Source organism: Caryophanon tenue (genome assembly GCF_001700315.1).
GTDB classification, from domain to species: domain Bacteria; phylum Bacillota; class Bacilli; order Bacillales_A; family Planococcaceae; genus Caryophanon; species Caryophanon tenue.
In genome coordinates this window covers 107709-121086 of sequence record NZ_MASJ01000038.1, presented here as the reverse complement: position 1 = coordinate 121086, position 13378 = coordinate 107709, and the positions used below count along the sequence as shown (strand labels likewise).

General features: G+C 39.3%; 12 protein-coding genes, 1 pseudogene and 1 riboswitch. Of the genes and pseudogenes, 10 read left to right on the top strand and 3 right to left on the bottom strand.

Annotated elements, in window-relative coordinates:
* Positions 1–231 precede the first annotated feature (231 nt).
* Positions 232–1848: a long-chain fatty acid--CoA ligase gene (locus tag A6M13_RS13015; protein WP_066547169.1), complete on the top strand. Its 1617-nt coding sequence runs from the start codon at positions 232–234 to the stop codon at positions 1846–1848.
* A 296-nt stretch (positions 1849–2144) separates the two neighbouring features.
* Here A6M13_RS13015 and A6M13_RS13010 read toward each other — a convergent pair whose 3' ends face one another.
* Positions 2145–2633 carry a QueT transporter family protein gene (locus A6M13_RS13010; RefSeq protein WP_066547167.1) on the bottom strand — a complete coding sequence of 163 codons (489 nt, stop codon included), beginning with the start codon at positions 2631–2633 and terminating at the stop codon, positions 2145–2147.
* 6 nt (positions 2634–2639) lie between these two features.
* Positions 2640–2684: riboswitch (PreQ1 riboswitch) on the bottom strand.
* 185 nt (positions 2685–2869) lie between these two features.
* Between A6M13_RS13010 and A6M13_RS13005 the strand changes: the two genes are divergently transcribed.
* The 3 genes from A6M13_RS13005 to A6M13_RS12995 all read left to right on the top strand — a co-directional run bounded on the left by A6M13_RS13005 (position 2870) and on the right by A6M13_RS12995 (position 5889).
* The gene (locus A6M13_RS13005) at positions 2870–3886 is read left to right on the top strand and encodes an ABC transporter substrate-binding protein (RefSeq protein WP_066547164.1); all 1017 of its coding nucleotides are present in this window, start codon (positions 2870–2872) and stop codon (positions 3884–3886) included.
* A gap of 198 nt (positions 3887–4084) precedes the next feature.
* The gene (locus A6M13_RS13000) at positions 4085–5089 is read left to right on the top strand and encodes an ABC transporter permease (RefSeq protein WP_066547163.1); all 1005 of its coding nucleotides are present in this window, start codon (positions 4085–4087) and stop codon (positions 5087–5089) included.
* Between the two features lie 5 nt (positions 5090–5094).
* Complete coding sequence (locus A6M13_RS12995) at positions 5095–5889, top strand: ABC transporter ATP-binding protein (protein ID WP_066547162.1); 795 nt, start codon at positions 5095–5097, stop codon at positions 5887–5889.
* A gap of 29 nt (positions 5890–5918) precedes the next feature.
* Here the strand turns inward: A6M13_RS12995 and A6M13_RS12990 are convergent, their stop codons facing one another.
* Together A6M13_RS12990 and ilvA are read right to left on the bottom strand one after the other, a co-directional pair.
* The gene (locus tag A6M13_RS12990; protein ID WP_066547158.1) at positions 5919–6431 is read right to left on the bottom strand and encodes a P-loop NTPase family protein; all 513 of its coding nucleotides are present in this window, start codon (positions 6429–6431) and stop codon (positions 5919–5921) included.
* A 118-nt stretch (positions 6432–6549) separates the two neighbouring features.
* Positions 6550–7812 (bottom strand): threonine ammonia-lyase IlvA, encoded by a 1263-nt coding sequence (ilvA, locus tag A6M13_RS12985; protein WP_066547155.1) that lies wholly within the window; start codon positions 7810–7812, stop codon positions 6550–6552.
* A 260-nt stretch (positions 7813–8072) separates the two neighbouring features.
* On the opposite strand from ilvA, the gene A6M13_RS12980 reads away from it, so the two are divergent.
* The 6 genes and pseudogenes from A6M13_RS12980 (at position 8073) to A6M13_RS12955 (ending at position 13374) form a co-directional block, all read left to right on the top strand.
* The gene (locus A6M13_RS12980; protein ID WP_066547152.1) at positions 8073–8681 is read left to right on the top strand and encodes a TerD family protein; all 609 of its coding nucleotides are present in this window, start codon (positions 8073–8075) and stop codon (positions 8679–8681) included.
* A gap of 47 nt (positions 8682–8728) precedes the next feature.
* Positions 8729–9310 carry a TerD family protein gene (locus A6M13_RS12975; RefSeq protein ID WP_066547149.1) on the top strand — a complete coding sequence of 194 codons (582 nt, stop codon included), beginning with the start codon at positions 8729–8731 and terminating at the stop codon, positions 9308–9310.
* 31 nt (positions 9311–9341) lie between these two features.
* The gene (locus tag A6M13_RS12970) at positions 9342–9920 is read left to right on the top strand and encodes a TerD family protein (RefSeq protein ID WP_066547147.1); all 579 of its coding nucleotides are present in this window, start codon (positions 9342–9344) and stop codon (positions 9918–9920) included.
* Positions 9921–10053: 133 nt separating this feature from the next.
* Positions 10054–10812, top strand: a pseudogene (locus A6M13_RS12965) (TerC family protein).
* Positions 10813–10835: 23 nt separating this feature from the next.
* Entirely contained in the window at positions 10836–12041 is a 1206-nt protein-coding gene (locus tag A6M13_RS12960; RefSeq protein ID WP_141680958.1) for an HpcH/HpaI aldolase/citrate lyase family protein, read from the top strand.
* Positions 12019–13374: a phosphoribosyltransferase family protein gene (locus A6M13_RS12955; RefSeq protein ID WP_066547145.1), complete on the top strand. Its 1356-nt coding sequence runs from the start codon at positions 12019–12021 to the stop codon at positions 13372–13374. Before A6M13_RS12960 ends, A6M13_RS12955 begins: the two co-directional genes overlap by 23 nt.
* Positions 13375–13378: the final 4 nt, after the last annotated feature.

Genomic DNA, 13378 nt, shown 5'->3' with positions numbered 1-13378 from the left:
CTTTTCTCTGCTCAATCCGTTCGAAAAGTTAGTATTGATTGTAGAGGAGATTGTTTTAAAAGTCAATATTTTCAGACAATAAAACGAATGAACGTTACGTTAGCTTTTACACATCAACGATAAAATAACAAAATATTTAAAAAGAAAATTGCATTAAAAAGCAATAATTTGTATAATCGAGAAAGAATATTGGAAAAATATTCTTCAAGAGCTGAGATGGGGGAATGTACAATGATGGATACGCAATTAGTGTTAAACTCATTTTTCAAACGTGCAGAAAGCTATTATGCACAAAAGAGAATCATTTCACGAACAAGCCCAACAACAATTCATGAGCTAACATACGGACAATGGGCAAAGCGCACACGTCGCTTAGCAAGCGCATTAACGAAATTAGGTATGACAAGAGGCACAAAGGTTGGGTCATTTGCTTGGAATCAGCATCGCCATTTAGAGGCATATTTTGCTGTACCGTGTGCAGGAGCCGTGTTACACATGGTTAATATTCGCTTATCTGAAGAACATTTAGTGTATATTATCAATCATGCCCGTGACGAAATTTTACTAATTGATGTGGATTTATTGCCGATTATTGAAAGCATTCATGAAGAGCTCACAACTGTTAAACAGTATATTATTATGACGGATGAAGACAGTTTGCCAGAAACAACGTTACCAAATGTACATTGTTATGAAACGTTGTTAGCGCAGGCAGACGAAACATTTGAATTCCCAGAAGATATTGATGAAAATTCACCAGCGGGTATGTGTTACACATCTGCCACGACTGGAAATCCAAAAGGTGTTGTTTATTCACACCGAGGATTATATTTACATAGCTTAATGCAAGCAACAGCTGATTCGATGGCAATTAGTGAACGTGACATTGTTTTACCAATCGTACCAATGTTCCATGCCAATGCGTGGGGCTTGCCGTTTACAAGTGTCAATGTAGGAGCAACGCTTGTATTACCAGGACCTCAATTTACATCGGCATTAATTGTTGATTTAATTGAAACATATAGTGTAACTGTAACGGCAGGTGTGCCAACAATTTGGCTTGGCGTTCAGCAAATTTTAGAAAAGGAGTCGCGTGATATTTCATCATTACGCGCAATTTATGCAGGTGGTTCAGCATCACCGAAAGGACTTATCCAAGCGTTTGAAAAGGAATATAACGTACCGTATATTGTTGTATATGGCATGACAGAAACGACACCAATTGTAACGTTATCACAATACCAATCGTGGATGGACGACTATTCAGAGGAAGAGCGTTTAGAAGCACGTGCGACACAAGGGATTACAGTAACGGGTATTGAATCTAGCATCGTTAATGAAGACGGAGAAGTGCCGTGGGACGGTCAAACGATGGGAGAATTACGTTTACGTGGTCCTTGGATTTCAAATGAATATTACGAAGATGAGCGCACATTGGATGTGTACCGTGACGGCTGGTTATATACAGGTGATATTGCGGTACGTACGAAAGATGGCTTCATTAAAATCACTGACCGCACAAAAGATTTAATTAAATCGGGTGGCGAATGGATTTCATCGGTAGACCTTGAAAATGCGCTTATGTCACATGATGCGATTTTTGAAGCGGCAGTCATTGCGATTCCACATGTCAAGTGGCAGGAACGTCCATTAGCATGTGTCGTACTAAAAGAAGGCGCTACTTTATCGAAAGAAGAAGTGATTGCGTATTTAGAAACGCAGTTTGCGAAATGGTGGATGCCAGACGATGTTGTCTTTTTAAAGGAAATTCCGAAAACATCGGTAGGTAAGTTCTTAAAAGCTAAACTACGCGATGAATTAAATACATTTTATGAAGTGAAGCTATAATAGCGGAGCTATAGATAAAGAGATTGGGACAGAACTCTATTTCTGATGAAAATAAGTGTATTGAGATGATAAGAATTTGCGGGTGCGTCCCGACACAAGCGGCGACTTCAGCAGGAAAAGCAATGTTTTTCTGCGACGAGTAACCGCAGGAGCATGCGCTTGAGACTACAGGCTCAAGCCATGCCTGCGAAACGCGTCCGCTATGTGGAGTAGCACCTAAAGCAGAAAAATATCCTTCAGCAGTTGTCTTTGCTGAAGGATATTTCTTTTTGTCTCATACTCTTTACTTTACATGTTTATTTCATAAACTTCGCTAATTGTAGACGTTTGTTTAGCGCAAACATAATCGGCATACCGATTGCTAACACAACGAATTCCCCAATTGCTAAGTATAGCCATGTTTCGAAAAATGGTAGCTCTAACACTAGATTTAACTGGAATGCGATAATAAACATGGTTGTCGTGAAGACACCTGTATTAATAATTAAGCGTGCCCAAATATTTTTTACATATTTAAAGACGAATAATACAATCGCAAATGTAATGATAGTATGACCAACACCGAAAATAAGGTCAGCAACCCCTAATGTTGAAAATAATGCGTTCGAAATAAAGACACCGATGATCACACCGATTGCGTATTTCGGACTAAAAACAATGAGGTGGTTAAAAACTTCGGCAAAGCGAAATTGAACCGCACCGAAACTGAGTGGTGCAAGTAGCATCGTTACAGCAATATAAAGAGCTGCAATTATCCCGCTAGTTGCTAAAAATTTTGTGTTCATATTTAATTCTCCTTAGTTTTTTTTCGTGGGATGGTTACGAACCACGTAGAATATGCACAAGAGAACATTGTATCGGACAAAAGGTCTGACGTCAAATGAACAGAGAATGAAACGCTTTCTACCTCTTATTTGTTTAATTTTCAGAATTTTGTTGACTATTAGAACATTCAGCTTTATTATAAACGTTATCTTACAACAATTTAGCGCTTCAACGTAATAAAAGGGGGACTATACAAATGAAAAAGGTGAAATGGCAGTTAGTGCTCATGATGCTTGCCGTTGTAATGGTATTAGCAGCATGTGGTAGTAACAGCGATGATGGCGCATCTGAAGAGACAGAGACAAATGATACATCATCAACAGATGCAACAACAGGCGATACATTTAAAATTGGGATTACACAATTAGTGGAGCATCCATCATTAGATGCAGCACGTGAAGGTTTTAAAACAGCGTTAAAGGATGCAGGTATTAATGCTGAGTATGATGAGCAATTAGCACAAGGCGATAACAGCTTAAATACAACGATTGCTCAAAACTTAGCAACAAGTGGCGCAGACTTAATTTTTGCGAACTCTACACCGTCTGCACAAGCAGCGTTAGCACAAACGACTGAAATTCCAATCGTCTTTACATCTGTAACAGACGCAGTGGCAGCACAATTAGTACAGTCAATGGATGCACCGGGTGGAAACGTAACAGGTACAGTTGACTTACACCCAGAAACGATTGATAAAACATTAGCGTTTATTCAAGAGCTAGGTGCAACAACAGTTGGGATGGTTTATAACGCGGGTGAACAAAACTCGGTTGAGCAAGTGAAGCTTGTGAAAGAAAAAGCAGCAGCATTAGGCATTACGATTGTAGAAGCATCTGTATCGACATCTGCAGAAGTAAAGCAAGCAGCTGAATCATTAGTTGGGAAAGCAGAAGCATTTTATATTATTACAGATAACACAGTTGTATCAGCATTAGAGTCAGTAATTGATGTTGCCAACACAAATAAATTACCGTTAGTCGTTGGTGAATTAGATTCAGTAGCACGTGGTGGTTTAGCTGCATACGGCTTTGAATACTACGATATCGGCTACGAAGCAGGGGAAATGGCTGTGAAGATTTTAAAGGGTGAAGCAACACCAGCAGAACTTCCAGCACAATACCCACAAAATTTAAAACTTGTCATTAATAAATCAGTAGCAGATGCATTAGGATTAGAGATTGATGAATCTTGGGGCGCAGAGCTTTTAGAGTAGTCACAGTGTTATGAATGATTAGGTGGTCAGAATGAATTCTCACCATCCTCCACAACAAGAGGGTGTCCTAGAATTATTTCTCGGGCACCCTCTTTCGTATGGAATAGGCTTAGCGAACTCGCTTATTACAAGCGAGTTCTATTATGAATGATGACTTCAGTAATCTGATAACAGGCACTGAATAAAGGAGAGAATACTATGTTTACCGCAATATTTGGTTCAGTTGAGCTTGGCATCATCTACGCAATTATGGCGTTAGGAGTATATTTAACATTCCGTATTTTAGATTTCCCAGACTTAACGGTAGATGGTAGCTTTGTAACAGGTGCAGCAACAGCAGCTGCAATGATTACGCTTGGCTATAACCCATTACTCGCAACAGCTGTTGCCATACTCGTTGGTTTTATCGCAGGGTGCTGCACAGGTTTACTGCATACAAAAGGAAAAATTAACGCATTATTATCAGGGATTTTAATGATGATTGCGCTCTATTCAATTAACTTACGTATTATGGGAACAACGACAGAAGCAGCAACACGTCCGAATATCCCGTTATTAAATACAGATTCGATTTTCTCGATGTTTGGTGCGTTTTGGACGACGTTACCAATAGATGAGAGCTTTAAAAATATGTTGAGTGGCTTTATTTCAGGCGCGGTACCAGCAACAGTTGGGACGCTTGTATTAGTCATTATTATTACGTTTGCGATTAAATTTATTGCTGACTGGTTCTTAAAAACGGAACTAGGCTTGGCGATTCGTGCCACGGGTGATAATAAACGTATGATTCGTAGCTTCTCGGCGAATACGGATAATTATATTATTTTAGGTCTTGGTTTATCGAATGCTTTAGTCGCATTTTCAGGTGCACTTGTCGCACAGTACACAAAAGCCGCTGACGTGAGCATGGGGGTCGGTATGATTGTCATCGGTTTAGCATCCGTTATTATCGGCGAAGCTATCTTTGGTACGAAAACAATTGTACGTACGACACTTGCCGTTGTATTTGGTGCGATTATTTACCGTATCGTATTGGCGATTGCACTACGTATTGAATGGTTAGATGCAGGGGACTTAAAACTCATTACAGCGATTATCGTTATTTTAGCGTTAATCTTACCGCAGTTTATGAGTAAGTTGAAAGAAAAGAAACGGAAGGCGAAGCGAAAGCAACAGTTTGAAGCTTCAATGAAAGAGGGGTAAGTGTCATGCTACGGTTAGCCAATATTAATAAAGTATTTAACGAAGGAACGCCGGATGAAAAAGTTGCGCTTGGTGATATTAATTTACACTTAGCACCGGGTGATTTCGTCACGGTGATTGGGAGTAACGGGGCAGGAAAATCCACAATGATGAATATGATTTCAGGCGCACTGACACCTGATTATGGCGTAGTTGAAATCAATGGTAAAAATGTGACGAATGATGCGGAATATCACCGCGCTAAACAAATTGGCCGCGTATTCCAAGACCCAATGGCTGGAACAGCACCATCGATGACAATAGAGGAAAATTTAGCGATTGCCTATAATCGAACGAAGTCGCGTACATTAAGTTTTGGTGTAACGAAGAAGCGTCGCGAAATTTACCGTTCAGCGTTAGAAATGCTATCGCTCGGATTAGAAAATCGTCTCAATGCAAAGGTAGGTTTATTATCAGGCGGTGAACGCCAAGCATTATCGCTACTAATGGCAACATTTACGCAGCCTTCTATTTTATTATTAGATGAGCATACAGCGGCACTCGACCCGTCACGTGCGGAGCTCATTACCAAGCTTACGAAGCAGCTTGTCGAAAAGGACCAGTTAACGACGTTAATGGTTACACATAATATGCAGCAAGCGCTTGATTTAGGGAATCGTCTAATTATGATGGATAAAGGTCAAATTATTTTAGAAGTCGGCCCAGACGAAAAGCCGAACTTAACGATTCCAGATTTAATGGACGCCTTCGAAAAAATTCGTGGTGAGAAGATGAATAGTGACCGCGCGTTACTAGGGTAAGAAAAAGGGTGAGGAGCAAATTTGCTACCTCACCCTTTTTGTATGTTTTGCAGCCAGTTTGCAGTTTGTTTCGGCTCTTGGAAGACGATAGATGTAATGGGAGTACGAGAAAGTAAGTCAACGATATATGGACGCGCATCGTATTTATAGCGCGCAATCCATCGTAAAAATTCGAAATCTATTTTTTCGTTGCAGCCTTCTGTCATATCGGGTCTTGTGCGCCCAACATTCATCATATAGCGCTTCATAATGCGACGTAAACAAAGTGGTGTAGCATAGTCTAAAAAAATAACACAGTCGGCATATTGAAGGCGAAGGTCGAGGGTGGAATCAAAGTTGCCATCCATAATCCAAGAAGGTTTTTTTAATTCGTTCAGTAGTTTAGTGCGGAAAATACCTTTATCAGTAGGTGTCCAATTTGGTTGCCAAAAAAGCTGGTCTAAGTGTAGCAGTGGGAGCTGTGTAATGTCGGCAAGCTGTCGTGCGAGCGTCGATTTTCCAGCGCCACTACACCCAATAATTAAAATACGTTTGTAATTCATATAATCCCTCCAACTACAAATTTATATAGGAACACGACAAAAGGAAGAGGTACGAGAAACTTCATCATTTCTCATACCTCTTTTATGCATAGTGTTTTATTCCACGCGTATCTAATGATTACACAAGTAATGCAAATAATGTGCTGTCATTATTCACTTCTTTGTATTCAAAGCCGTTATCTTCCATACGTTGTAAAAGTCCTGCATAATCGTCTGGATGTGCAACTTCAATGCCAACAAGAGCGGGACCACTTTCTTTATTGTTTTTCTTCGTATATTCAAACGTTGTAATATCATCATTTGGTCCAAGCACTGACGTTAAAAATTGACGTAATGCGCCTGAGCGTTGTGGGAAGTTCACGATGAAATAGTATAGTAAGCCTTCATAAATTAATGATTTTTCTTTAATTTCTTGCATACGCCCGATATCGTTATTTCCGCCACTAATGATGACCACAACCGTTTTTCCTTTAATATCATCTTTATAAAAATCAAGTGCTGCAACCGGAAGTGCGCCTGCTGGTTCTGCGACAACTGCATGTTTATTATAAAGCTCTAAAATCGTTGTACATACTTTTCCTTCTGGTACAGCGATAATATCATCTAAATACTTTTGACATACAGCATATGTTAAGTCACCGACACGTTGTACGGCAGCTCCATCAACAAATTTTTCAATGCTTGGTAATGTTGTTGGCTGTTTTTTGTCGAATGCTTCACGCATACTTGCAGCGCCTGCTGGTTCTACACCAATGATTTGTGTGTGTGGTGATAAGTTTTTCACGTAAGCACCAACACCTGACATAAGACCGCCACCACCAATACTACCGAAAACATAGTCGATTGGTGCTTCAATATCATTCATAAATTCAACGGCAACTGTGCCTTGGCCAGCCATTACGTCTAAATCGTCAAATGGATGAATAAAGATTTTTTCATGCTCATCACAATACGCTTGTGCAGCGATTGACGATTCATCGAATGTATCACCGGCAAGGACGATTTCAACAAATTCACGTCCGAACATACGCACTTGTGTAATCTTTTGTTTTGGCGTTGTTTTTGGCATGAAAATCGTCGCTTGAATTTGTAGGTGAGCACAAGCAAAGGCAACACCTTGTGCGTGATTACCTGCGCTTGCACAAACGACACCAACTGGACGTGCTTGGTCTTCAATTTTTTTGATTTTATAATAAGCACCACGTAATTTGAATGAACGAACGTGCTGTAAATCTTCGCGCTTAAAATAAATATTCGCTCCGTATAATTCTGACAAATAATCATTATGCTGTAGCGGTGTATGTGCAACGACATCCTTCAGTAAATGATGTGCAATTAGGACATTTTCCACCTGTAACGTTTTTGATGCTGCGACTTCCATTATATAGTACCCTCCACTTAACTAAAAATCGTGTTGAATCATTCTATCATACTTTTTGGTTGAATGATGAAAATATTTTGTGAATTCTAAAAATTGTCGCGAAATTAAAAGAGGCGAAAATTTGAAATATACAAGATTGACGTTTTATACTAATAAAGAACGGTAATTTATAGAAAAATGAAACTTTTTTGTGCGCTATACGTACTACAACATAAGAGCACAATTATTTCTTTAAATTCAGATAAGGGAGTTGGACAGTCATGGTTGTAAATTTACAAAAAGGTCAACGTGTTGATTTAACAAAAGGAAACGCAGGACTAAGTCGCTTACAAGTAGGTTTAGGCTGGGATCCAGTAGAACAAAAGAAGAGCGGTGGCTTATTCGGAGGTCTTTTTGGTGGCGGTGGCGGTGCCAATATAGACTGTGATGCGTCAGTCATTATGTTAGAAGATGACCGTCTTGTAAATCAAGAAGACGTTGTATATTTTGGACGTAAAACAAGTGTTGACGGTTCAATCAAACATTCTGGGGATAACTTAACAGGTGAAGGTGCTGGTGATGATGAAACCATTTTCATCGAGCTAGGCCAAGTACCTGCTAAATATAACAAACTTGTATTTGTCGTAAATATTTACGATGCGAAAAAGCGCAATCAAGATTTCGGTATGATTCGTAACGCATATATTCGTGTATTAAATCCTTCAACGAATGAAGAGTTAATTCGCTACAATTTATCCGATGATTATGCAGGTCAAACAGCATTGATTACAGGTGAGATTTACCGTAGCGGCAGCGATTGGAAATTTGCAGCTGTAGGTACAGGTACAACTGATGATGGTTTAAGTGGTTTAGTAAATCGTTATCGTTAATTATTTCATATTATAAAGCAAGCTAACTACTGAGGAGGAATTTCAACATGGTTGTGTCATTATCAAAAGGTCAAAAAGTAGATTTAACAAAAACAAATCCAGGGTTAACGAAAGTAAAAGTAGGTTTAGGTTGGGATACAAATAAGTACGATGGTACAGAAGGTTTCGACTTAGACTCATCTGTATTTTTATTAAATGACGGCGGTAAAGTATCAGACCCATCTGACTTTATTTTCTATAACAACACAACAGGTGGTAACGGCTCAGTTGTACACTCAGGTGACAACTTAACAGGTGAAGGTGCTGGTGATGATGAAACAGTATCAATTACGCTAAACAGTGTACCTGAAGGCGTACAACGTATTGCATTTACAGTAACGATTCACGATGCAGAAGCACGTGGTCAAAACTTCGGTATGGTATCCAACTCATTTATCCGTATTGTGAACGAAGATACAAATGAAGAATTAATTCGCTATGATTTAGGCGAAGACTTCTCCATTGAAACAGCGTTAGTAGTTGGCGAATTATACCGTCACAACGGCGAATGGAAATTTAACGCAGTTGGTTCAGGCTACCAAGGTGGCTTAGCTGCATTATGTAACGATTTCGGCTTACAAGTAGGTTAATCGCAATTTATCATTCAAAGGGGGCATTTACATGGCAATTCAGTTAAGCAAAGGACAACGTATTGATTTAACAAAAAATGATCCATCATTACAAAAGATTATGATTGGCTTAGGCTGGGACGTAAAATCATTTGATGGTGGGCAAGATTTTGACTTAGATGCATCGGTGTTTTTATTAAATGAGGCTGGGCAATGCCGCAATGAATTAGATTTCATTTTCTATAATAACTTACAAAGCTCAGATGGCTCTGTAAAGCATCTTGGTGATAACCGTACCGGTGAAGGTGATGGGGATGATGAACAAATCACGATCGACTTAGCACGTGTTCCACAAGATGTTCATCGTATTGCCATTACTGTAACGATTCATGACGCAGAACTTCGCAACCAAAATTTTGGTCAAATTGCGAATGCTTTTGCACGTCTTGTGAACCAAGACAATGACAATGAAGTATTACGCTTCGATTTAGGCGAAGACTTCTCAATTGAAACAGCGGTTGTATTTTGTGAACTGTATCGTCACGGTACAGATTGGAAGTTCAATGCAGTTGGTTCAGGCTACCAAGGCGGTTTAGCGGCACTTGTACAAGCATATGGCTTAAGTGTGTAAAACGGCTTGTCGGTGCCTTACAAAAGGTGATTTGCAATATGCAATCACCTTTTTGTTATTGTTTTTTGAAAAAAGGGAATAAGAAAGATGTTGCATTGCCGTTTTACCTGACAATACAGCACCATTTTATAAAATGTTAGGAGATGTAAAAGGCATGCTGGAACAAATGATGAATACATATGCCTTGTTTTTCGATTGGAATCAATGGGTACAGGTATTAACGGACCCCGTGTCATGGGGATTAATTTTATCACTTATCGTTATGGAAGGATTGCTATCTGCAGATAATGCACTTGTACTCGCTGTATTAGTGCGCCATTTATCAGAAGATAAGCGCAAGAAAGCTTTATTATATGGTTTGATAGGCGCTTATATTTTCCGTTTTATTTTTATTGGTATCGGCGTTTACTTAGTGAAATTTTGGTTTATTAAATTAGCGGGTGCGCTTTATTTAGCATGGATTGCTGTATCGCACTTTAAAAAGAAAGCTGAAACAGATGAAGCGAAACCGATTAATCAACAAGGGTGGCTGATTCGCACATTCGGTTTATTTTGGGGGACGGTTATTACCGTAGAGTTAATGGATATTGCCTTTTCAGTAGACTCTATTTTAGCCGCTTTTGCAATTTCTGAAGAAGTGTGAGTACTGCTTATTGGTGGTATGCTCGGTATTTTAATGATGCGTACAATTGCAGGCTTCTTTGTGACCTTAATTGATAAAATCCCAGAACTTGAAACAACAGCGTTTATCTTAATCGGTGTGATTGCGGTAAAAATGTTGTTAAGTGTATTTCATATTGAAATTTCACATTATGTATTTTTTGCTGTTCTTGCAATGGCGTTTATTACGACGATTGTTTTTCACTATACACGTCAACGTAAAACGCGTTAATTTTTAATATAGGAGAGATGAATATGCGTTTTTTTGCACATCATGAACAATCAGTAGATGAGATTTTTTTCAAAAAACCAATGTACTTCGATAAATATACACCGCGTGAGGATTTAGCCTATTGTTTAGGTGGGGCATTATACATGCCTGCTACACGTTCAAATTTAGCACATGAAATTGTCACGAATAAACATCCACATTTAACATCAATGATTATCGACCTTGAGGATGCGGTTGGTGATTTAGAGTTAGAATCGGCATTCCAAACATTGTGCGGAAATATGACAGAGATTCATGATTTACTCACAAATCACGTGTTAACAATTGGGCAATTGCCACTTATTTTTGTGCGTGTACGAAATCCTGAACAATTAAAAGAGATTATTGCGTTATTAGGCGACCGACAACAAGTGCTGACCGGGTATGTGTTCCCGAAATTTTCACATCATAACGGCGCGGCATTTTTTGAACAAATTGCCGAACAAAATCGTTTAGGCTATACATTGTATGGCATGCCGATTTTAGAATCAGACGATGTGATTTTTAAGGAACATCGCTTTGAAAGCTTAATAAAAATCCGTGAAATATTAGCTGAATATTATGAATACGTGTTGAATGTGCGTATTGGTACGACTGATTTCTGTGGTTTATTTGGCATTCGTCGCCGCGTAGATTCAACGATTTATGATGTAACGATTGTACGTGACTGCATCGCCGATATTATTAATATTTTAAATCGCACTGAGCATCGTTTTGTTATTTCAGGGCCCGTGTGGGAATACTTTACGAATCAGACGCGTATTTTCCGTTCAACGTTACGCGAAACACCGTTTACACAACGTTACGGTCAAATCGGTTTAGAAACGCGCGAACAGCTTGTAAATGAATATGTAGATGGCTTAATGCGTGAAGTGTTTTTAGACCAAATTAACGGTTTAATTGGTAAAACGATTATTCATCCAACCCATTTATTGCCGGTAAATGCCCTTTATGTCGTAACGCATGAAGAGTATTTAGACGCTGAAAGTATTTTAGCAAATAGCGAAGGGCAAGTTGGGGTGAAGAAAAGTGAATACAAAAATAAAATGAATGAGATGAAGCCGCACCTTTATTGGGCACAGCGTATTATGCAACGTGCGAAGGCTTACGGTGTATACGCACCAAATGAAGATTTCCGTTCGTTAATTTTAGAGGAGGCAACGCACCATGGCAAAGTATTCGATTCTTGATGAAGTGCATATTGATGTCAATGTCACGCAAAATCCATATCAGTTTGAAGAAACACAGCTGTTTGAAATGGCGATGCGCATCAATAAAAAACGAAGCTTTTTATTTATTAGTAAAGTGTTAGGCAAACATATTGCTTTGCCACCACAAATACCGCTATTGCTAGGTCATTTATTAGCAATGCGTTATATGGAAGTAGTCGAAAAGAAGCCAGATATTCGCGCGCAGGCAGTAGCCACAGCGCTCAAAACGTATGAACAATTAGACGAAAGTTTAAATATGTTGGAGGAGCATCCACTTGTACTAGAGAAGCCTGTTAAAATTATTGGCTTTGCGGAAACCGCTACAGCACTAGGTCATGCGTTTTTCAATGCATTCCGCCAAAATGTAGAATATGTACATACAACGCGTGAGTACATTCCGTCGCTCGTACCACTTGCGACATTTGAAGAAGAGCATTCGCACGCGACAACGCATCGTGTGTATATGCAAGATGAGCATTTCTTTGAAGGAGATGCCACGATTGCGCTTGTCGATGATGAGTTAACGACAGGCCAAACGAATATCAATATTATTTCGCAAATTTTAGAAGCATTCCCACATAAAAAATCATTTGTCATCGTATCGATTTTAGATTGGCGTAGCGAAGAGCATCGTCAAGCATATCGAGATTTTGAGCAACAGCATGGCATTACAATTCAAGAGGTAAGCTTATTACAAGGCACAATTCAAGTTGAAGGGCAACCGCAAATAGAAGCGCTCGCTCGACAACGTAATCCACTAAAACAAACACCTACCGTTATTCATGCGTCACTGGCACATTTATTGCCCGATGACCAATATATACATGCAATTTCCACACAACAAGATGGCACACAATGTAGCATGCCTTATTACCGTGGCAGTGGTCGCTTCGGTTTAACGAAGGAACAAGATATATTGATTCGCCAGCAACTCTCATTATTCAAATACCAGCTTCAAGGCTTACGTAAAGGTGGCAAAACATTAGTACTCGGTACCGGAGAATTTATGTATATCCCGATGCGTATTGCCGCGCTACTCGGGACAAATGTCTACTTCCATTCAACAACACGCAGTCCTATTTATGCACACGAAAAAAGCTTTATTCAAACACAGTATACTTTTGAAAGTCCAGATCATTGTGGCGTTGAAAACTATGTGTACAACATACCGAAAAAGCACTATACAGATGCCATTATTGTCATTGAACGTATTACAAGCGATGCAGCACTTACAACACTGATTGATGCATTAGCAGAGGCACAAATTCCAACAGTAACGATTTTAACGCTAACAGACGGAAGGGAGTTATAAAGTT